This is a genomic window from Pantoea sp. Mb-10 (genome assembly GCF_021272205.1).
GTDB lineage: Bacteria > Pseudomonadota > Gammaproteobacteria > Enterobacterales > Enterobacteriaceae > Pantoea.
This window is the reverse complement of the sequence record NZ_JAJSDX010000005.1, coordinates 225,211-245,500: the sequence shown is the minus strand read 5'-3', so window position 1 is coordinate 245,500 and position 20,290 is coordinate 225,211. Positions and strand designations below refer to the sequence as shown.

14 protein-coding genes and 1 pseudogene are annotated in these 20,290 nt (G+C 53.1%); 10 read left to right on the top strand and 5 right to left on the bottom strand.

Going from position 1 to position 20,290, the window contains the following annotated elements:
- Positions 1-83 precede the first annotated feature (83 nt).
- Positions 84-1,109 carry an NAD(P)-dependent alcohol dehydrogenase gene (locus LU196_RS12560; protein WP_232757505.1) on the bottom strand — a complete coding sequence of 342 codons (1,026 nt, stop codon included), beginning with the start codon at positions 1,107-1,109 and terminating at the stop codon, positions 84-86.
- A 105-nt stretch (positions 1,110-1,214) separates the two neighbouring features.
- Between LU196_RS12560 and LU196_RS12555 the strand changes: the two genes are divergently transcribed.
- From LU196_RS12555 to LU196_RS12545, 3 genes are all read left to right on the top strand, one after another.
- A complete protein-coding gene (locus LU196_RS12555; protein WP_232757506.1) occupies positions 1,215-2,135 on the top strand; it encodes a LysR family transcriptional regulator in 921 nt (306 codons plus the stop codon).
- Between the two features lie 681 nt (positions 2,136-2,816).
- Positions 2,817-6,293, top strand: coding sequence for an autotransporter domain-containing protein (locus LU196_RS12550; RefSeq protein WP_232757507.1), 3,477 nt, complete (start codon positions 2,817-2,819; stop codon positions 6,291-6,293).
- A 136-nt stretch (positions 6,294-6,429) separates the two neighbouring features.
- Positions 6,430-6,921 (top strand): GNAT family N-acetyltransferase, encoded by a 492-nt coding sequence (locus tag LU196_RS12545; protein ID WP_232757508.1) that lies wholly within the window; start codon positions 6,430-6,432, stop codon positions 6,919-6,921.
- Positions 6,922-7,133: 212 nt separating this feature from the next.
- Here LU196_RS12545 and LU196_RS12540 read toward each other — a convergent pair whose 3' ends face one another.
- Positions 7,134-8,786 carry a methyl-accepting chemotaxis protein gene (locus tag LU196_RS12540; protein ID WP_232757509.1) on the bottom strand — a complete coding sequence of 551 codons (1,653 nt, stop codon included), beginning with the start codon at positions 8,784-8,786 and terminating at the stop codon, positions 7,134-7,136.
- A 286-nt stretch (positions 8,787-9,072) separates the two neighbouring features.
- On the opposite strand from LU196_RS12540, the gene LU196_RS12535 reads away from it, so the two are divergent.
- Together LU196_RS12535 and LU196_RS12530 are read left to right on the top strand one after the other, a co-directional pair.
- Positions 9,073-9,246, top strand: coding sequence for a hypothetical protein (locus tag LU196_RS12535; protein ID WP_232757510.1), 174 nt, complete (start codon positions 9,073-9,075; stop codon positions 9,244-9,246).
- 918 nt (positions 9,247-10,164) lie between these two features.
- The gene (locus tag LU196_RS12530; protein WP_232757511.1) at positions 10,165-11,643 is read left to right on the top strand and encodes a SulP family inorganic anion transporter; all 1,479 of its coding nucleotides are present in this window, start codon (positions 10,165-10,167) and stop codon (positions 11,641-11,643) included.
- A gap of 155 nt (positions 11,644-11,798) precedes the next feature.
- Here LU196_RS12530 and LU196_RS12525 read toward each other — a convergent pair whose 3' ends face one another.
- Entirely contained in the window at positions 11,799-12,926 is a 1,128-nt protein-coding gene (locus tag LU196_RS12525; protein ID WP_232757512.1) for an FAD-dependent monooxygenase, read from the bottom strand.
- 100 nt (positions 12,927-13,026) lie between these two features.
- On the opposite strand from LU196_RS12525, the gene LU196_RS12520 reads away from it, so the two are divergent.
- Positions 13,027-13,935, top strand: a complete 909-nt coding sequence (locus LU196_RS12520; protein ID WP_232757513.1) for a LysR family transcriptional regulator — start codon at positions 13,027-13,029, stop codon at positions 13,933-13,935.
- Between the two features lie 379 nt (positions 13,936-14,314).
- Here LU196_RS12520 and LU196_RS12515 read toward each other — a convergent pair whose 3' ends face one another.
- On the bottom strand, positions 14,315-16,252 hold the full coding sequence (locus LU196_RS12515) for a methyl-accepting chemotaxis protein (protein ID WP_232757514.1): 1,938 nt from the start codon (positions 16,250-16,252) through the stop codon (positions 14,315-14,317).
- 671 nt (positions 16,253-16,923) lie between these two features.
- Here LU196_RS12515 and LU196_RS12510 point away from each other — a divergent pair.
- The 4 genes and pseudogenes from LU196_RS12510 to LU196_RS12495 all read left to right on the top strand — a co-directional run.
- Entirely contained in the window at positions 16,924-17,247 is a 324-nt protein-coding gene (locus LU196_RS12510) for an antibiotic biosynthesis monooxygenase (RefSeq protein WP_232757515.1), read from the top strand.
- Positions 17,240-17,632 carry an amino acid-binding protein gene (locus LU196_RS12505; RefSeq protein ID WP_232757516.1) on the top strand — a complete coding sequence of 131 codons (393 nt, stop codon included), beginning with the start codon at positions 17,240-17,242 and terminating at the stop codon, positions 17,630-17,632. Before LU196_RS12510 ends, LU196_RS12505 begins: the two co-directional genes overlap by 8 nt.
- Positions 17,629-18,339: a helix-turn-helix transcriptional regulator gene (locus tag LU196_RS12500; protein ID WP_232757517.1), complete on the top strand. Its 711-nt coding sequence runs from the start codon at positions 17,629-17,631 to the stop codon at positions 18,337-18,339. Before LU196_RS12505 ends, LU196_RS12500 begins: the two co-directional genes overlap by 4 nt.
- A gap of 219 nt (positions 18,340-18,558) precedes the next feature.
- A pseudogene (locus LU196_RS12495) lies at positions 18,559-18,693 on the top strand (deoxygluconate dehydrogenase); the annotation flags it as partial.
- Between the two features lie 202 nt (positions 18,694-18,895).
- On the opposite strand, the gene LU196_RS12490 reads toward LU196_RS12495, so the two are convergent.
- Positions 18,896-20,155, bottom strand: coding sequence for a chloride channel protein (locus tag LU196_RS12490; protein WP_232757518.1), 1,260 nt, complete (start codon positions 20,153-20,155; stop codon positions 18,896-18,898).
- Positions 20,156-20,290 lie beyond the last annotated feature (135 nt).

The window sequence follows — 20,290 nt, the reverse complement described above, 5'->3', positions numbered from 1 at the left end:
AAAACCATCAGGGCCGGTGGAAAGTTCACGCGGTAGAGGTGTTTTAGAGGCAACTCGTTCGGACCTCTTTGAAGCCTGATATATCAGCCCACGTTGACAACAATTTTCCCAAATGCATCCTGATCAAGCAGCTTCAGGGCCTCCGGAAGTTCGTCAAAGCGGAAAGATTTGGCGATAACCGGTTTCAGCTTGACCCCATCAACGGCCCGAACCAGATCTTCCAGCGCCCTGCGGTGGCCAACGCCAATCCCCTGAATGGTAGGGGATTTAAGCAGCAGTAATCCCCCTGGCGCTGAGGTATCGTGTACATCCATCATACCGATCAGCGAGATACGCCCATGCGAAGCAACGGCGCGGACAGAATTCGCAAAATTACGACCACCAACTGTATCAACAACGTGATCAATGCCCCGATCCTTTGTCAGACGGTAAATGGCGTCGACCCAGTCCTCTTTTTTACGGTTAATACCGTGATCGGCACCGAGTGCTGCCGCAGCGGCCAGCTTCTCATCGCTGGATGAGGTAACAAATACTTCAGCCCCCATCGCCTTAGCAATCTGAAGTGCAAAAAGCGATACGCCACCGGTTCCCTGCACCAGTACAGTTTCGCCGGCGCGAAGGCCACCGCGTTCAATCAGAGCAAACCAGGCCGTCAGTCCTGCACAGACTAATGTGCTAGCCTCAGCTTCGGTGAGCGACTGAGGGGCTCTGACCAGCCACTCTTCACTCATGACCACATATTCGGCCAGTACCCCCTGAAGCGCATAGCCTAACGTGTTGTAGTGCGGATTTTTAGCATTGTTATTCAGCTTGCCGTCAACCCAGTCTGCGTTGAAAGATGAAATAACACGATCGCCTTCGCTGAAACGGGTCGTACCCGGCCCCACCGCTTCAACGACGCCAGCCATATCAGAGCCCGGCGTAAGGGGCATTGCCATACCCTTGCCCATCCCGCCGTCAATAATGACTTTGTCACGGAAATTAAGGGAAACAGCATTGACCCGGACCAGCACGTCGTTCGGGCCGGGCTGAGGTATTTCTGCGTCAATAAGTTTCAGATTCTGACGTCCGGTTTCGCTTAACGTCCAGCGTTTCATTGTAGGGTTCATGAAGACTCCTGTATGAGTAATAAAGGACAGACGAAATCCTAGCATTGCTAGTCAGATGACAGTGGCGATACTATTTCACTTTATTGATTCTCTGCAGGAAACAATATGAAAGGCGAAATGAACACGATTGCTGTTTTTGTGGCCGCCGCCGAATCAACGAGTTTTTCTCAGGCGGCAGAAAAACTGCACGTCACGCGCTCGGCAGTGGCGAAAGCGATATCTCGGCTTGAAGACAGACTAGGCGTTACCCTTTTTAACCGCACAACCCGACGCCAGAGCCTGACTGATGAAGGCTCGCTTTATTATGAAGCCTGTCGCCAGGCGCTGGATGAAATCAGCCTGGCAGAGGATATGCTGGAAGGCGGCAAGCTTCGGGCACGCGGGAAATTAAGAGTATCTGTTCCGGTGCTGTTCGGACTCCACTGTGTTTCACCTTTGCTGTCTACGCTCGCAACAGAAAATCCCGGGCTTGAACTGGAAATGTCGTTCAGCGATCGCCAGGTGGACCTGCCGGCAGAAGGATTTGATCTGGCCGTAAGAATTGGTGCGTTGACTGAGAGCAGCAGCCTGATAGCCCGTAAGCTGGCCTCGCATAATATGGTTTTCTGCGCTTCTCCTGATTATCTCCGCCAGACCGGTGAGCCTGTTTCACCCGAAGAACTTAAGCATCATGCGACCATTGCTTACATCCATTCAGGACGCATACTGAAATGGCGTGTTAAAAATGAACATGATGAAATTTATGAAGTGACGCCTTCTGCCAGACTCATGATGGATGATATGCAGGCGGTGAAAGATATTGCCGTTGCGGGCGGCGGCATCGCCTGGTTGCCTGACTGGCTTGTGCGAGGGCAGCTTATCAGCGGGAGTCTGACACAGATATTAAAAAACTGGCCTTCTGAAAGCCAGCCGGTGTATGCCGTCTGGTCGCGAATTCCCTATCTGCCTCTCAAAATCAGGCTGGCCGTTGATAAACTGGTAAGCGAGCTGCCGGCTATGATGGCTACTGAAAAAAGCCCGGTTTAATGTCCGCTTCTCGCTCATAGCGGACCCCAGCCTGCCGTGAACCCGCTTAGTGCCGACACCAGACGCCAAGTGATACTGTTTTATTACATCCTTATTCGATACGTTCCACATTTGGAAAACGCCCGGCTGCGGCTTCACGAAAAATATCACTTAGCCAGCCAGCAATCTCGCCTTCTGTTATATCGTTTGAAACGGCGACATCATCGAGCCGAGAAAACGTTCTGCCCTTATTTCCGGCGCGAAGACGTTACCGTTGACCACGCCCTCATCTCTAACGCTTTACGATTTATTCAGCGTTAAGAACTGGCTACACATTCAGGTCAACCTGATCTTATCGGCATTAGCATGCGGGAATGTAGTATTTGATAAATTATTTTTTAATATCCATGATGCTTTCATCGTGATGACGTCTTCTGGCTCCACTCCCGCTAAACGGATCCCCACCCTTATCGTTAATAGATTTCGCATCTACAGCAATCCTGCCGAAAAACCTGAAAATTAAATTTAAAAATTAAATCATGAATCTAACCCACCACCACCTTCCTTAGACTGCGCCGTGAAATACGTGCAAATTTTAATTTTTGTCACTGTATTTGTGTCTGCCACGCTATGTGATAACTTGCACCAATAGGATTAATCTTATTAATAAAATTGTTATAACTTTCACTTTCAGGGTGCATCATGGCGTATGCTTTTTCTGCCAGGCGGCTGTTTTTCAGCCTGGTTTCCGCGTTTCTGATTCTATGTTCAGTGCCTTCAGCCTTCGCGCTCTCTGCGGGCTGTTCCGCGGTTAACGCCCTGTCGGGATCTTCCGCGCTGTCCTTCGCCTCGAACCGATATCCTGCGTCTGATTTTGCCGCCGGTGACGCCCTGACCCTGAGCTTTACCGACAGCGGTGGGGCATACGGCGGAAGCCCGGCGATGGCCGACAGCGTCAGCCTCGCGCGTTACAACCTCAGCAGTTTTCAGACCTATAATGCCGCCAACGCCACCAGTAGCACGCCTCAGACAGTGACTGTCACCGTGCCATCGGGCAGCCTGGAGGCAAACGGCATCGCTATCCGCGCCACGACGTCAAACGGCCAGATAAGCAACCTGGTGTTCAACTGCACCAGTGCATCTACGGCCTCCGGCGACGCCACGCTCTCCGGTCTTTCGCTTTCGTCAGGCACGCTCTCACCGTCGTTCAGTGCCGCCACCAGCAGTTATAGTGCTTCGGTCCTCAGTAACGTGTCCTCCGTTACGGTCACGCCTGTTGTCACTGAGAGCCATGCTACCGTTACCGTGAACGGCACCGCCGTGGCATCCGGCTCGGCGTCCCAGTCTGTAAGCCTGATATCCGGCAGCACGACCAGTATTTCCATCGTCGTCACGGCGCAGGACGGCACGACTCGGGGGTATACGCTCAGCGTCACGCGTGCGGAAGCCGCTCCGGTTTCATCAGGCAGCGCCGCCACCGTCGCCGCTGACAGTACGAATAACGTGATTCCGCTCTCCCTGAGTGGCGGAGTGGCAACGTCAGTGGCGATCGTTTCCCCACCGGCTCACGGCAGCGCGACGGTAAGCGGGACCTCGGTGATCTACACGCCCACAGCCGGTTATTCTGGCAGCGACAGCTTTACCTGGCATGCGTCTAACGGCGGGGGGACCTCTGCCGATGCCACCGTGTCTCTGACCGTTACCCCTCCGGTGCTGACGGTGACGCCGGCATCAGGCGCTCTGACCGCCGCCACCGTGGGAAGCACTTGGTCACAGCGTCTGACGGTTTCCGGGGGCACCTCCCCCTGGACTTGGTCCTCTACCGCACTGCCCGCCGGGATCGCGCTCGACGCAACAACCGGCACGCTGTCTGGCACACCGTCCACAGCAGGCAGCTACGGCTTCCAGGTCACCGCGACCGATGCAAACGGTGCCACCGGCAGCGCCAGCTATACATTCGTCGTCAGCACCGCCTCGCCGATAGCCAGCGACAGCACCGCCACCGTGACCGCCAACAGCAGCAGCAATCCGATTACGCTCAATTTATCCGGCGGGAGGGCCAGCTCGCTTAGCATCGTGAACCCGCCGGGTCACGGCAGCCTGGCGGTCTCAGGTTTGACGGTCGCCTACACGCCGGCCGCGGGTTATGCAGGCAGCGACAGCTTTACTTATACTGCCACCAACAGCAGCGGCACCTCCGCCAGCGCCCGCGTGTCGCTGACCGTGACGCCGGTGCTGCTGACGCTGTCACCCGGCAGTGGCGCATTGAATGCGGCTACGGCGGGCAGTCGCTGGAGCCAGACGCTGACGGCCTCGGGCGGCAGCGCACCCTATACGTTCAGCGCTACCCCCCTACCCGACGGCGTTACCCTGAACGCGGCGACGGGTGCGCTGGCTGGCACGCCGTCTGCGGCGGGCAGTTACCGCTTCCAGGTCACCGCCGCTGACAGCCAGGGCAACAGCGGTACGGCCAGCTACTCGCTGGTCGTCAGCGCCGCCGCACCCGCTGCCCTGCAGCTTCAGCCTGCCGGCGGCGCCCTGCCTGAGGGGAAAGCCGGGCAGGCATACTCTCAGTTCCTCAGCGTCACGGGCGGCACCGCGCCCTATCGCTGGCAGCTGAGCGGCGCCCTGCCGCGTGGGCTGGCGTTTGGCGACGGCCAGCTTTCAGGTACCCCGCAAGTCTCCGGAAGCAGTACGTTTAGCGTTCTGGTGACCGATGCCACCGGCAGGACGCTGCAGGCGGGATACTCGCTGGACATCGCTGCGTCGGCACCGTCCGCCGCTGACCACGCCGCCACGGTGGCCGCCGGACAGTCGGTCACTATCAGCCTAACCAGCGGGGCGACAGGCGGTCCGTTCACCGGCGCCCGGCTGCAGGCGCAGCCGGACAGCAGCCTGGGTAAGGCCTCCATCCAGGCTTCCGGTGCCGACTATCAGCTTCTGTTCACCGCCGCCGCGCAGGCCAGCGGCACCCTCACGCTCCGCTATGCCCTGACCAGCGCTGCCGGAACAACATCACCAGCACTTATTACCCTGACCATTACCGCGCGCCCCGACCCGTCTAAGGATGCTGACGTCATCGGACTGGTGAGCGCGCAGTATCAGGCCGCACAGAATTTTGCTCGCGCGCAGCTGCGCAACTTCAGCGACCGACTGGAGCAGCTGCATCGCGGGAGCGACCTGCCTTCTGACATGACCGGCGTCCATTTTTCCCTGCCCGCTTCCAGTCCTGAGCGCGACGCCGATCGGGATATGTGGACAACGGCCTGGCAGCAGAAAAAATCGGGCCTGAATGACCTACAGGGCCGGTCTGACACTCCCGAACTGCCTTTCGCCACCGGACAGCAGGCGCGCAAACTCTCGTACTGGACCGGAGGCTATGTTGATTTTGGCGGCGACAGTGCGGACGGGGTGCGCTTCAGTCACACCACCGTGGGCGTGACAACCGGGGCCGACTACCGCTTCAGCACCACCTTTACCGGCGGAGCGGGCATTGGCTTCGGCCGCGATGTCAGCGATGTGGGTGACAACGACACCCGCACGAACGGGCGCGCGCTCAGCGCCGCCCTTTACGGCAGCTATCACCCGGGACCGTTCTTTGTGGATGGCCTGCTTGGACAGGGTACGCTGAATTTTGATAGCCGCCGTGCGGTCACGAATTCCGACGCCGTGGCCCGCGGTTCCCGCTCGGGCCGTCAGGTCTTTACGTCACTGACTTCAGGCTACGAATATCGGGCGCCCGAAATGATGGTCTCACCCTATGGGCGTCTACAGTACACCCGCACAAGGTTAGACGGCTTCAGCGAATCCGGGGCGGGCGCGTATAACCTTGCCTACGCACCGCAGGCGGCGGTGCAGGTCTTGACGGCCGCCGGGCTGCGCGGCGAACGATCTGCGCCCGTCAGCTGGGGCTTACTGCGCCTGCAAGGGCGCGTTGAGTATGCTCAAACGCTCAGCGGCAGCGAGAGCGCAGGGGTGGGTTATGCTGATACCGCAAATGATAGCTGGCGCGTGTCGCTGTTTGAACAAAGCCGGCGAACCCTGACCTTTGGAGCCGGCATCGATTTTCTTCTGCCATACAGCATCACGCCGGGCATTGCTTATCAGGGCACTGTGGGGCTGGATGGCGCGAATACACGAGAACAGCTGGTGATGATCCGGATTAATATCGGGTTATAACCCCCGGAATCGGGAGGCACAGTTTTCATGAGCAGAGCTGAAAACAGGTTGTAGATTAAGAGGGTATCTTTATTCGTCATTGAACTCTTATGTTAACTTCGGGTGATGTAGTGACAGCAAAAAATAAAGGATGTGTATGAAAATCGAGATCTGCCGGGATTCGGACATTCCGGAGCTGGCGAGAATTTTTGTCGAAATGGAATCCTATTACTTCGGGAGTGAAGCTACCCGCTATGACGAAATGCACTCTTATCTAACTAAGCGCGTTTTCTCTACCTATTCGGGTGTGACTGTCCTGGGAGCATGGAAAGACGGCGCGCTCGTCGGATTCGCCACGTTCACGCTGATGTTCCCTGCGCCAAAATGCTCTGGACAGGCATACATGAAAGATCTCTTCACTTCAGCAGAAGTGAGAGGCCAAGGGATCGGTAAATCACTCATGCGATTCATTGCGGCTTTCGCAGTTGAACATGGCTGCACACGTTTTGACTGGACTGCTGAAACAACCAACCCGAAAGCTGCCGAATTTTACTTGTCACTTGGGGCTTCTGTGGTCGAAGAAAAACAATATTTCCGATTAGATCATCAAAGTTTAGTTGCGTTTGCTTTGCAGGACGGACATTCCTGAAGCCCATTCCGGCTGCGCAGCGGCACTGTGTGGCGGGATGTTATATTTAATATGGAAGGACTTCCCTGTCCCTAACATGATTACGTCCGCTTTTCGCGCAAAGCGGACACGCCCTGAAGAAGACCCGCGGCTTGTTTCATACACGGACGCTGGCCTGACTCACTGCCGGATTTTTACGTCATACCGCGCCAACCAGCCGCGCGGCGCTCCAGTCAGAAATGCGTCCAGCCTTCGTCCTTATTCGCGACGTCGATGCTTGCTCCCGGCGTACTGAGTTTCTGTCTTAGAGGTTCAGAAACCGTCCTAACAGAAGACGTAATGGCCTGATTACTCAGACGGAATACGGATACGGCCTGGAGAAGCCTTTCGGCCTGATCTTTCAGGCTTGCAGCCGCAGAGGCCGACTCCTCGACGAGCGAGGCGTTCTGTTGCGTGGTGCTGTCCATCTCCGTTACCGCAATGCCTACCTGTTCAATACCGCGGGCCTGTTCAGCGCTTGAAGAGGTGATTTCCTCCACGGTGTCAGTCAGCTTTCCGACCGCAGAGAGGATGCCTGACATTGTTTCAGAGGCGTGTACCACTAATTTGTTACCCTCTCCGACGCTGTGCGCATTTGCCTCAATAAGCTGACGTATTTCACCGGCAGCTGTTGCACTGCGCTGTGCCAGAGATCTTACCTCACTTGCCACCACGGCAAATCCGCGCCCATGTTCACCTGCCCGAGCCGCTTCAACTGCGGCGTTGAGCGCAAGGATATTCGTCTGGAATGCGATTCCGTCAATCACGGCGGTGATCTCGGCGATACGACCGGAGCTTTCGCTGATGGTCTTCATGGTCCCGGTAATGGCTCCGGTGGCATCGCTGCCTTTATTCGCCACATCGCGTACGCCCACTGCCAGCTGACCGGCCTGCCGTGCGTTTTCCGCATTGTTCCTGACGGTCATACCCAGCTGCGTCATGGTTGCCGCAGTCTGCTCTAGCGCACTGGCCTGCTCTTCAGTTCGTTGTGAGAGGTCAGCGTTACCCTGCGCAATCTGGTTGCTGGCTGATGCAACACTTTCCGCATTGCTTCTCACCTGGCTGACGGTATTAATCAGCGAATCTTGCATGTCACGAATGGCTGACAGCAGGACCCCTGTCTCATCTTTATGACCCGTATGCACAGCGCCACTCAGGTCACCCAGGGCTACGCGACGTGCAGCCTGCACGGCCTCCGTAAGTGGCCGTGTGATACTTCGGGTAATGAAAAGTGCGGATATGGCGGCCAGTAGTACGGCAATAATGCCTGCGGTAATGAGTATCCTCAGTGCTGAAGAACGGTCTTCGCGCGCCTGTGCAGTAGCGGTAATCATGCGCGCTTCCTGATGGTCCTGCAGTTGTTTCAGGGAAGCCATGAATTCATCCTGGCTGTGATAACGCGGACCGAAAATCAGCTGCGTGGCTTCGTCGCTTTTGCCGCTTTTCGCGAGGGTCACAACTTCATCAACAAAAGGCAGAAAGAGGTCTGCCCGGTCCGTGAGACGCTTAAAGATTTCCAGCCCTGTGGGCGAGTTCACCTCTTTCCGGAGCAGTTCGAGCAGGCTATCAAGCTCATGCCTTTCTCTGCGGTAGTCATTGATGGCTTTCTCTCTCTGAGACTCGTCCTTGAGGAGAATCGCGTTGCGTGCAAGACGGCTCATGTCGGATGTGAGATAGCGCAGAGACTGGGAGGCGGAGGATTTACTGTATAGGCTGCCTGAAATTTCATCGTTCACATTGCCAAGCGAGTTAATTTTAACCACGCCAATCAGCACCATCATAATGACAAGCAATGCCATAAAGCCGAAGGCCACACTAAGCCTTATACCTATTTTAATATTATTCATGAAGGTTCCCTGATATCGGCGGGTATCCGCGTTGATGTATGGAGACATCAGTGCTGATACGAAAGCTCTCCTGCGCTGCAGGAGAGCGATGCAGTACATTTCCGTTTTGTTTTATGACGGAATTATTACTATCGGCAGCGATTAAAAAATGTTCATTCTGGCTGGCCGGATCTGAAAGCCGAGGAGAGTCCATGGCTGTTTCTGAGCCATCGTTAAACCGGACTGAGCAGCGACAGCTAAGGCAGTAAGTGCTGCTTTCATTCCTGGAGACAGGAAGCAGCCTGTAATGCCACCATTTCCCTTATTGCGGATTTTCCCTGATGAAGCTGCCCGCTTAGTGCCAGGAGATTGGGTTACTGGCCTGAATCCTGATTACCAAATCTGCGTCGATCAACAAAAAAACCGCCTTACGGCGGTTTTTTATGTTGATCCGGAGTCTGCAGGTCACGGCCGGTTTTAATTACTTATGATGCATCATAAGTAATGTCATCCTGTGGACACGGGCCGCCATCATCGTAGCAGGCCGAGTTTACGCGCTGACCACTCGCCAGGGTTTTCTCTCTGGCCAGAATCATGTTTCCGTTACGGTGCGCAGCATTTTTCAGCTGTGAAACCGCACCATGTTGGATGGGCTGCGAAGAGGCTGACGCGGTTTCAGCCAGTGCTGCGTCTTGATTTAACAAAAACACGGTGAGCGCGAATGCTGTTGTTTTCAGTAGCGATTTTGTTGAGAGCCTGTTCATGATTTACCCTTAATCAATACGTTCTGTGGTGGAAAGTATTATGTGTGTCGTAAATCTCTGTGTCTGAGTTCCAGCAAACTGATTTTCTATTGCCGGTATATCGTTTTTATGACCGACTCATAAAATCAGATTTTTCTTGTCCGGAGGGGTCACATCCTGAATCAGGCTGCTGTTAAGGTGAGACGCGAAAGAACACATCCGTGAATGGACATGCAGCGCTGAGCGGTACTGCTCACGGCGAATATTGGATGCTGCAGATGTTTGCTCTGTGCCGATAGCGAATGTTAATAAGGGGGGCTTTTCTGATCCTTTTCCTCACCATGATCTGCACGGTGCTACATTGATCTCTTTCTGGTTTCGTTTATAGTTAAGCGCCCGTTCTGACAAGATCAGGCTTCCCGGTCAGCGTTCATCCCCCTGATGAGCCGGCTTAATTCAGTCCTGAAGGCCTCTGTTTGCCGTAAAGGAGATCTCAAAACATCATGCGTCTTACGCCACCCTGAGTCGTCACCCTCTCCTGTCGCACTGAGTTGTCTCGGTCGCGCATCCTGAAACATCCCGTCTGCGGATGTGCTTTTTCGTCTGTGAAATTTTCGCCCTTCGGGCTAACTGTATTCAAAATCTGAGAAATTATTATGCTGCTGTCCTCGACGCGTAAGGACTGGCTGGGCAACGTCCGTGGTGACGTGCTCGCCGGTATTGTCGTCGCGCTTGCGCTTATTCCTGAAGCGATCGCGTTTTCCATCATTGCCGGCGTCGACCCGCAGGTCGGCCTCTACTCGGCGTTCTGTATTCCCGTGGTTATGGCCATTTTCGGCGGACGCCCCGCCATGATTTCATCGGCCACCGGTGCCATGGCGCTGCTGATGATAACCCTGGTCAAAGACCACGGCCTCCAGTATCTGCTTGCTGCCTCCATGCTAACCGGCGTCATCCAGCTGATAGCCGGCTATCTGAAGCTCGGCAGCCTGATGCGCTACGTGTCGCGCTCGGTCGTAACGGGATTCGTCAACGCGCTGGCCATTTTGATTTTTATGGCGCAGCTGCCGGAGCTGACCCACGTGACCTGGCACGTTTATGCGCTCACCGCCGCAGGCCTGGCAATCATCTACCTCTTTCCGTACCTCAATAAAACCATTCCCTCGCCGCTGATCTGCATCGTGGTGCTGACCGCCATCTCCATGTGGCTGCACCTGGACGTGCGTACCGTGGGCGACATGGGCAAACTGCCTGACAGCCTGCCAGTGTTCCTTATTCCAGATATTCCGCTAAACCTGAATACCCTGCTGATTATCCTACCCTATTCTGCCGGCCTTGCCGTCGTGGGGCTGCTGGAGTCGATGATGACCGCCACTATCGTGGACGACATGACTGACACGCCGAGTGATAAAAACCGCGAGTGCAAGGCGCAGGGTATCGCCAACGTCTGCACGGCGTTTATCGGCGGTATGGCGGGCTGCGCCATGATTGGTCAGTCGGTGATTAACGTGAAGTCCGGCGGGCGCGGGCGCCTCTCGACCCTGACGGCCGGACTGGTGCTGCTCTGCCTGATAATCTTCCTGCGTGACCAGGTATCGCAGATCCCGATGGCGGCGCTGGTTGCGGTGATGATCATGGTCTCCATCGGCACCTTCTCCTGGCGCTCCATCACCGACCTGCGCCGCCATCCGTTGTCAACCAGCGTGGTGATGCTGGCGACCGTGATTGTGGTGGTGGCAACCGACAATCTGGCCTTCGGCGTGCTGACCGGGGTGCTGATTGCCTCGCTAAACTTTGCCACCAAGGTAGCACGTTTCATGACGGTCAGATCGTCACTGGAGGGCGAGACCCGGACCTATACCGTGGCCGGTCAGGTCTTTTTTGCCTCTGCCGATCGTTTTATGCGCCACTTTGACTTCAGGGAAGCGGCAGAGCGCGTGGTTATTGACGTTATGCACGCCCACTTCTGGGACATCACCGCCGTGAGCGCACTGGACAAGGCGGTAATCAAGTTCCGCCGGGAAGGTGCTGAAGTGGAAATACGGGGCATGAACGACGCCACCCGTACCCTCGTTGACCGCTTCGGTGTGCACGACAAGCCGGAAGAGGCGGAAAAGTTGATGGGCGGTCACTAACCGACAGGAGATTCAGTTATGAACGGCCTGTGTGGACGGTTGGTCGTCAGCCACTGCGTCCACGCTGGCGACTGCGCTGTGGGTACAGCTGTTTGGCCCCGCACAGCTGACACAAGTCCCGACATAGAGTTATACCGCATCCTCATAACCTGTTTCTATAAGGCTACATGCTTTAAACCCTGCATCCAGAACCGGCTGAGTTCGGCTGCGGAATGAATGGATGCGGGTAACAGTGGCTCAGGCTGCTCAGAGAATATTTTCTGCGCGAATTGTCTTCCAGCCATCTGCGCTGCTAAGGTTTTGCTATGTCGCTGGTGGTAAAAGTTTTGCAGAGCAATGTTCAGATCATCTGTCTCTTTCATTAAACAAGTAAGACTCCATGCATCTTCAAGCGCCTGACATGCTCCCTGCCCGGATGTAGGCAGGGAAGCATGAGCCGCGTCTCCGATGAGTAAGACATTGTCTTTATGCCAAAAAGGAAGAGGATCAATGTCATGCACAAAAATTCCCCGTACAGATGCCCTGTCACATGACAGCAGCACATGCCGCACAGGAGCAGGCCAGTCTCGAAAACGCTGATGCAGCTCATCGTACCAATGTGCCCGAGGACGTCCATTGCCAACAGGCGCGTTCCACGCCCCTGCCCAATAGCACCACCCATCCTTCACCGGCACGATCCCAAAACGCTCACCTTGACCGCGAAAGTCATCAACAGCGTTGTTCAGGATGTGCTCTTGTTGTCTTCCCACACCGATTACGTTCACAAAGCCATGATAACGAGGCGTGACTTTATCCCTATACAGAGCCTGCCGTACGACCGAATTCATACGCCCGTCAGCGCCGACGACCAGATCAAACTCCTGGCTCAACGTCATCACGTCCGCTGCACCAATTGCACTATTGAATGTGATCCCTCCGCCCAGACTCTCTAACGTACTGGCCAGTAAGCCCATCAGTTCACGCCGCAATATTGTGACACTCGGAAAACCGCAAATCGAATTCACGGCTGAAATATCGAACTGCATTTGAAGGTCACCCTTCCGATCAAACTGGCGCATCATGCTCGGTGTCCCCCCTACGTGCTGGATCTTTTCGTCCAGCCCCATCTTCTGCATGACGAACATGGCATTTGGCCATAAAGTCACACCTGCTCCAACACAGGAGACGTTGCGGCCACGCTCAAACAGTCTGACTTGATGGCCCTGTCTGGTCGCAAGTATTCCCAATGCTATTCCAGCCACGCCGGCACCGACGATGGCAATTTTCTTAGGCCTGGTCATCATTATTTTCCCTCTACGAAACGTAATAAAAATTGTAATGACCGCCTTATTATTGATAAATACAGCGTTATAACTTTGTTAATCTCATTTTTTGGGATAATCGATGATTGAGAAATGTGAATTGCAGTGGCTGATCAGCTTTCGAGTGGTTTATGAAAAACTGAGTTTTAAGTTAGCGTCAGAGCAACTTCAGTTGCCCTCTTCTAACGTCAGCAGGCATGTCGCTTTACTTGAACAACAACTCCACGTGCGGCTACTGGAGCGAACGACGCGCAGGATAATGCCCACCGCAGCCGGCAGAATGCTATATCAATCCGTTACGCCGCTCACGCACGCTTTGGATCATGCTCTGCAGGAAGTCGCACTGTTTGGTGATTCGCTTTCAGGTCACCTGAAGATCATTACACCAGACCTTCCATTCATGGCAGATATCCTCGCTGACTTCTGCATCAGACATCCCCAAATACAGCTCAGTTGTGACACACAACTGGATCCAACAGAGGGCTTACTGGATGAATTCGACCTGATATTACGCTTTGGACGTGGACCGCTGGAGGATTCCTGCTGGGTGGCGAGGGAAATTTTTCGTTGGCCGAGCTGCGTGGTCGCAGCACCCGCACTTCTGGAACGCTACCCTTCACCACAATCTGTTGATGAGCTGACTAAACTCCCCTGCATTACCAGTATGTCAGTGCTGCAGGGAATGCCATGGAGATTTAAACCAAACCAAAGCGTCCAGGTGCAGTCCGGCTACAAGGTGAACAGCGGACAGATGGCTAAGGCCGCGGCACTGAAAGGACTTGGTTTCGCCATTTTGCCTCTCCATGCATGTGAATCAGAAATCGATAATGGCTCCCTTGTTAAAATTAACTGTAACAGCGAACCCGAAGATTTGGTGTTATACGCGCTCTATTCCGGCAGAAAATACTTACAGATAAAAGTGAAAACATTTCTTGAGCATCTCCAAAATGCGATTGCTCAATTAGCTATAAGCAGTAAGGAAGGAGCATGATTGATTAAGCCATCCAGTACATTGTGCTGAGGAAAAAAAAGCTGGCGAAATTTTGTAGGTGAAGCTTTTTTCATATAGCTGTCCCAAGCTGACTTACGCCTTTTGTTGAAAACCTCTCGGTCTGAATGTGCCACCTGAACTTCCGCTTCTCGCTCTTATCGGACATTCATCTGATTCCGTCCGCTTGTGCCAGAAGCGGAAGTTGATAACCTTGGAATGTGGTAATCAGCGGGAAGCAGGTCAACTCAACTATATTGCCTGCGTTAAAAGCACAGCTCATCTTTTTACTCCCCGCCAAGTCTGCCGAGGAGTAATAAGGGTTCACGAAGGTGATCGAAGTTGAAGCCTTAAAATGGGTCTGTGGGTTGCAATAATATTTCTAGTTAAAATGCGCCACCGTCTGTTCCAACTGGCGTGCACGTGAATCAAGAGAGGTTGAGGCCGCTGACATCACCTGCACCAGTGAAGCGTTGTGTTGCGTTGAACCATCAATATCATTAACAGCTTGCGTGACCTGAGCTATCCCTCTGGCTTGTTCATCAGAAGCAGTGACAATTTGCTCAATCATATATTGAACGGATGATACAGCTTGGTTGATTTCCTGCATGCTTACACCCGCTTCATCAACAAGACTCACACCGCGACTGACGCGCATGCCGGACTCTTCTATTAATGATGACACATCTTTTACGGCATTTGCGGTACGCTGAGCGAGGTTACGTACTTCAGATGCCACAACAGCAAAACCGCGGCCTTGTTCGCCTGCCCGGGCAGCTTCTACCGCCGCATTGAGCGCGAGTATGTTGGTTTGGAAGGCAATGCTGTTTATCAGGGTCGTGATATCGGCAATCTTCTTTGAACTCTCGTTAATGCCGGCCATCGTTTCGACAACCTGACCGACTATCTTTGCTCCTCTGTCTGCAATTGAGTTTGCTTTGGACGTCATTTCCGTCGCCTCACGGGAATGGTCAGCATTGAGCCTTATTGCAGCGCTTATTTGTTCCATACTAGCGGCTGTCTCTTCCAGTGATGCAGCCTGCTGTTCTGTTCGGGATGAAAGATCAAGATTTCCATGAGCAATCTCTTCTGCCCCCTGACGGACAGTAAGACTCGCATCCTTAATTTGAATGACAAATTCTCGTAACTGTTTCTGCATTATATGAAGCGCATAAAACAGACTGCTTTTATCATTTTTATCAAATTTTATATCACTCTGAAGGTTCCCACCTGCAATGCTCAGGGCAATTTTCGCCGCTTCAATAGGTTCTCCTCCCAGCGGGCGTAAAACCTTACGGCTGAATAAAATCCCCAACACTGCGCATACAATAATGATGCTGAGTATCATCAGGCTTGCAGCCCACATAATCTCATGGTTCGCGGCCTCCATTACTTTACTAACGGGAACGACCACGCCAAAATACCAAGGCTTATCGCTATCGCCAACCAGCACCGGATACCAAGCATAAATAGCATTTTCTTTAAGCACAGGATCATAGTGCTCAGAAAGTCCCGATGTTTTTAAACTGCTATCTCCATTCCATTTTTTCCCAGCATTTTCTTTGTCCGGTGAGGCCACGACAACACCATCACTTGATATCAAAACTGCATAACCTGTTCCATTAAAGGGTTTCAACAGACTTATTCTCTTCTGTATCGCATTAAGAGACATATCGGAGTTAATAACGGCAATCAGTTTGTCGTTTATAATTATCGGTGTGGCAACGGAGGTTATCCATACAAGCCCTACACCTTCATAAGGGGCCTTATAAGGTTCAATTAGAACATCTTTACGGGTATTCTTCGGAATTTGATAAAAATCTCCGTCACCCGGCAACATAAAATTGGGGGCCGCATTCATTCTATATTGCCCTTTGTTGTCACGATCAACATACCAGGCATAGCGGCCATCTGGAAGTTGCCCGGTCTTACCAGCGAACTCAACATCCCGTCCGTCATAAGCGTTGGGCTCAAATACAACTGTCATCGACATAAAATCAGCATTTTGACTAAGGGTATATTGCATCAACTTATCGACTACCCCGCGATCTTTTACGCCGGCCGCGGGTAAAGCAGCAATATTCTGTCCCAGTGTTTTTGCAACGTCCAGCCCCTTACTTAACTCTCCCTGAATTTGCTGACCAGTCGTCCTGGCTATGAGTTGTAGATTATTCACAGCCAGCATTTTTTGCTCTTTAGATGACATCCAGCTTATCAACCCAATGGTAGCGATAAAACCTATGCAGATAGTCAGTCCACCGGCAAGTATCATTAATGTTCTCGTGCTCATTTTTCGTGATGTCGCCTGCACTTTTCCCATTTTTTCCTCGGCATTAAACTGTAAGTATGATTGATGCAAGCTGAGCGACAAATATTCATCGTAACCCTTGTTAAAAATTGGAGTTAGGGTGCATAAATAATCTTACATTACTTTTAAAGATGAATAATTGGATATACAGCTTGCTGTATGTGAGGGCTACAAGTCAGTATCGGAAAAAATTCAGAAATATTTAGGCGCAGTTGAAAAAAAATCATACATTCTGTCCGGGATGATTCCCCCCTTACATATTAATCCCTTTCATTTTCACTAAATGATAGTTATCATTAACCTGCCTTTTTGGGGAAGTGTCGATATAAAAAATTTAATTATAAGCGACCTGGAACACTTATTTTTATTGCGAGCGATTGGATTATGACTGTTCAAAGGAGTGGCTGACTCATCCCCCTCCGATTTCAAGCAATTAATGTTGGCCATTTCCGCAGATAAAATTTGTCAGACATTATCCTGCCGTCTGTCTGTTTTGTGCCAGAAGCGGACATTGCGTGTGAACCCACACTTCTATGCTGTCCCGCCTTTCAACTTATGAGTTTGCTGTTCATCGCTTATCCATGTCGATGGCTTCGCTCACCCACAAGCATACTTCGGTGCCGACCGAAGCAGCATGCCTCCGTCATCGTTAAAGTGTCCGTAAATTAACAGCGGAGCGGACCATGATTGCAGTACTTTTTGAGGCAGATGCCCTGCCAGAGGCTCAGGAAAGATATCTTCAGCTCGCTTTGGAGCTGAAACCTCTCTTATCCAACACGCCCGGCTTTATTTCAATTGAGCGTTTCCAGAGCCTGACTACGCCCGGAAAGATTCTTTCTTTGTCCTGGTGGGAAGATGAGGAGTCTGTAGCCGGATGGAAGCAAAATCTAATGCATCAGGCCGCTCAGAAAGAAGGTAAGCAGTCGATTTTTTCATTCTACCGAATACGAATAGCCAGCGTATTCCGTGACTACTCTTCTGATAAGGGAACAAATCAGCATGTATGACATTCACGTTATTCTCAAAAATAGCCCGGGTTCACTCGGTTCACTGGGTAGTGTACTGGGTGAAAACGGAGTGGGACTTGAAGGCGGTGGCGTATTTACAGGACCTGAAGGCGGGCACGCCCATTTCCTGGTTGAGGACGGCTATAAAGCACGCAAAGTGTTGACTGAAGCCGGTTTTACCGTCTGCAACGTGTGTCGTCCCCTGGTAAGAAAATTACCTCAGGAACGGCCCGGAGAGTTGGGAGAAATAGCTGACACAATTGCCCGGAACGGCATCAATATTCTGTTACAGTACAGCGATCACAGTAACCGGCTCATTCTCATTACGGATGATGATGCCCGGGCAGCCGAAGTAACCCGAAAGTGGGCAATACCTTCTGAATGAACCTCGTTAAAACAAAGCGCGACAGCGAGCCCGATGATGTTCTTGAAACATCAATGGCAAAGGTGGCTTCTGCACTGTCTGATCCGTCAAGGGTAAGTATCCTGTGCGCCCTGATGGACGGGCGCGCATGGACAGCTACCGAACTTAGCGTAGTGGCTGACATAGCAGCCTCGACTACCAGCGGGCATCTGAACCGACTTCTCAGCAACGGCTTGGTCATTTGCCTGACGCAGGGGCGTCATCGCTATTACAGCCTTGCAGGCCATCATATCGCCGGACTGCTGGAAAACCTGATGGGCGTTTCCATGGGTACTTCCAAAGCCCCCGTTTCCAGTACGCCGGTTTATCTGCGTTACGCACGCACCTGCTATGACCATCTGGCAGGCGAACTTGCTGTCAATATTTATGAATTTATGCTGCAGGAAAAATGGCTTGAGGCAGATGGCTCGGAATTGACATCAGCCGGCAAAGTGAATTTTGAGAAAATAGGCATTTTGCTTAACCCTCGCACACGACGTAAACCCTGTTGCGGCTGTCTGGACTGGAGTGAAAGACGTTTCCATCTCGGCGGTGACGCTGGCTCAGCCCTGTTTACACTTTTCCTGCAAAAAGAGTGGGTAACGCGTACACAGGGATACCGTGAAGTGAAGGTAACCGATTCAGGCCGGGTGGCAATATATCGGCTATTTAAGCTGAAGATCGCCTAATTTTAAGTCATTTACCGGTTGATATGATCGGGTGACTCAAGATGCCTTCATCTCACTCTTCCATTTTACGTAAACGTTCCGCTTCTCGCTCTTAGCGGACATTCATCTGATTCCGTCAGCTTTGTGTCAGAAGCGGACGTTGCATGTCCCCTGGCTCGCGATTAAAAAAACGCAGTACAGCCTCATCCTGTTGTCTCAAAATGGCACCCAGTAAAAGATGCCAAAATGGGGGAACGTTTGATGAATGGGCGTTCAGTCTGGGAATCAATTGGCTTTGTGTTGGCCCAACCACGTAATTGCCATATCCGCAGCATCTCCTTTGAAGGTTCAACTCGCGAAAAACCGGGAGTCTGAAGCTGAATCTGGCGACGCTTATCATGGCAGTTAACGTCCGCTCCTCGCGCTTATTAACAAATAAGAAAGAGTGCGCCTGACATCAGAACCGCGTGGAGAACGAAAATATCCTTTGCCTTGACTGGCTAAGAATGACGCCAGGTTGCTGTTGTCGGGCGGCGACGTCAGTCACAGCTTTCTCATCACTGACGTTCTCACCGGTTCAGTATCGGTATTTTCCATCGAGAATGCGGCAGGTAAGGTAGGAGCCTGCCGCACATAACAGCACCGGAACAAAATAACTGTGTTCCATCTGGGTAAATTCCATCACAAGGACGACGGCGGTAAGGGGCATCTGCATGGATGCCGCCAGAAATGCTGCGCCTCCAACCAGTGCAAAACTGGGGGCATTCCCCCCAGGAAAAATAAGCTGCCATCCGGCACAAAGTAGAAGGCTCAAGAGCCCACCGACCGCCAGAGCGGGCGTCAGCAGGCCTCCCTCAGCGCCGCCCCGCAGTACGGCCAGGATCACCAGAAGTTTTAGTCCCAGTAAAACGGCAGCGTGGCGGTCATCCAATTCATTGCTGAAAGCCATCTGCATCGGCCCCTTACCGTTACCCGGTAACTGAGGATGGTAAAGACTGAGGACAGCGAGCACAGCAAAGGCGAGCAGACAGATAACGGGCATCTGCCAGTTATTTTTGACCCCGGCGCGGGCTTTACCTGTGATAATCCGGAATCCCCATGCCGCCAGGCCCAACAGCGGGCCCGCGAGACAGGCCCAGAGTACAAAGGTATGAGGAAGCGCAACGGACAGAAAATGATACTGCGATTCATTTCCCAGGCCGAGTGAGGCGATCCAGGCCGCAAGCGCCGAGGTGACGACGGCAGCGAATGCTTTTTCCCAGCTAAAAGCGATCAGCAGAACTTCCAGACTAAACAAGGCCCCCGCCAGTGGCACATTATAGACAGCCGCCAGGCCAGCGCCTGCACCACAGGCAATCAGAATCCGGACCTCATCCTCGTTTAAACCTAACCGGCGCGCGATGGCGCCGCCGGCAAGCGCCCCCATTTCACGTGGGGCAACTTCACGTCCCAGTGGGGAGCCCAGCGCAACAGTCACGATCTGTAGCAGCGCATGAACGGTCGTGGTGCCCGGAGGCATCGCCCGGGAGGGCACAGCGACGGCGTCTTTGATCGAGACGCGAGGCTGGCCATAACGCCCCAGCAACCACCATCCGAAGCCCGCGATAACACCGCCAGTCACGATAGCTGCAATGCGCCGCACGAAGGAAGAATCACTGACGCCCTGAAGAAAAGAGACGGTACCGATGACATGCGACAGGCTGTAGCCAAACGCGTAGTGCTGCACTGCGTGTAAAATCAGCCCCAGCGCCATCCCTGCCAGACCTGCCGCTAAGCCTGTTGCCACAACAGCAACAAGCCTGATGAGATAACTGACGTTTCCTGCCCAATCTTTCATTTTTCTGAATCCCTGAGTTTTCATATCCGTACAGTAACGAACGTCACTTCAATCGTGTCTCACTGACGAGCCATACAAGGCTATGATTCGGGGTCAGGGTCTGCGGGTTCACTCTTCACCATCGTGACATCTTCA